The following is a 1,294-nucleotide window of genomic DNA, read 5'->3' on the forward strand; positions in this document are numbered from 1 at the left end:
CAGACGGTGCGGTAAGCGCGGGCGGTGCGCTCCTGGCCGGTGCGGAGCATATTGCGCGCCTGCTGCTCGGCAAAGCCGTAAAGGTTGACAAAGCTATGCCGGCTGCGGTAGTTGCTAATGATGTCATCAACGGTATAACGCCCCGATTTCTCCAGCCGCCCGGTAGTTTCTTCGAATTGCTCGCCGTAACCGGATAGGATTTCTGTTACTTTACACAGGTAAGGGTAGCGCGGGGAGCCCTCCTCCGGAAGATTCACCTTTTGCGAAGCCCCGTCCCATTCGTCAGGGTAAAGCCGGTAGGGGCTGGTGACCACTTTGACTTTACGGCTGTGGATCAGCCGGAGGCACAGGCTGCCCTTGCGGCGGTCCCCACAGGATGATTTACGCAGGATAAATTTTAATGTCGCCATAATTTATATAGTTTACAATAAATAATTTAGCTACGCTGGCCGCTGGTTCTCATAAGACGTTCATATTTTGCTGGTATACAAAATCTTGAATTGCAAACCGGCGGAGCCAAATCTTAAATTGAATTAATAATTGCCGATGCGAAGGCGAGGTAAAATCGACGTAAGTCAAATAGATTTTATTTAATCCGTAATTGTTATCATTATATTATTTGTATCATTTGCCTCCCTGTAAATTGCCCACAGGTATACATACAATATAACAATCCTGTAAAACTCAACAAACGGGCTTGTGATGTGTTTGTCGATGTTACTTCATGATCCTTTAATTACAAAGGTAAGACAGGGAAGCGGATTCCGGTCATTTTTTTCCGGATATTTACCGGTGGGATAAGATTTATTCACATTTGGACTTTCATCTTTTCATTCATTTGTTTCATTCCGCCTCCCCGGTGTCATACATCCGGCGTATCATCCGTGAAAGGGTGTTACGGTTATTAAAATATGTTTTCCAGGCCTGCGTACAGAACCTTTCCAGGTCTGCATCGCCATACCTTAAGCCCGTTACCGGAACCGTATAGTCCACCGAACAGGCGATACACCCCGTGACGGGATCCAGATAAAAACCGTCCCAACCCAGCAGGCGGTTTATCCCCGATAAGCAGGCCCGAACCAGGCGGGCATCTTCATGTGCCGGCCTCATGGCGCAAACAAGCCGGCTTTCGAGATGAGGCCCGTAGAGGCTGAACAGGTTGCATACGCATCCGTATGCATCATCCTCGTGGAAGATGTAAACCAGACCGTTGACGGGATCGTACACTCCTTCTATCCGGTTATCGCCCAGAATCCGCAGTATTATGCCGGCATATTTATCCATAGCGTTCATT

At 48.2% G+C, this 1,294-nt stretch carries 2 protein-coding genes; both read right to left on the reverse strand.

Translation table 11 applies throughout. The annotated features are described in order from the left end of the window. Nucleotides 1-410 (reverse strand): Arm DNA-binding domain-containing protein (locus tag ACYPZI_RS15950; protein WP_459603360.1); only part of this gene is annotated, 410 nt, incomplete at its 3' end. Nucleotides 411-843: 433 nt separating this feature from the next. Further along, the coding region (locus tag ACYPZI_RS15955) for a hypothetical protein (protein ID WP_459603361.1) at nucleotides 844-1,294 on the reverse strand (451 nt) is incomplete at its 5' end.

It is taken from the genome of Dysgonomonas reticulitermitis (assembly GCF_054601275.1).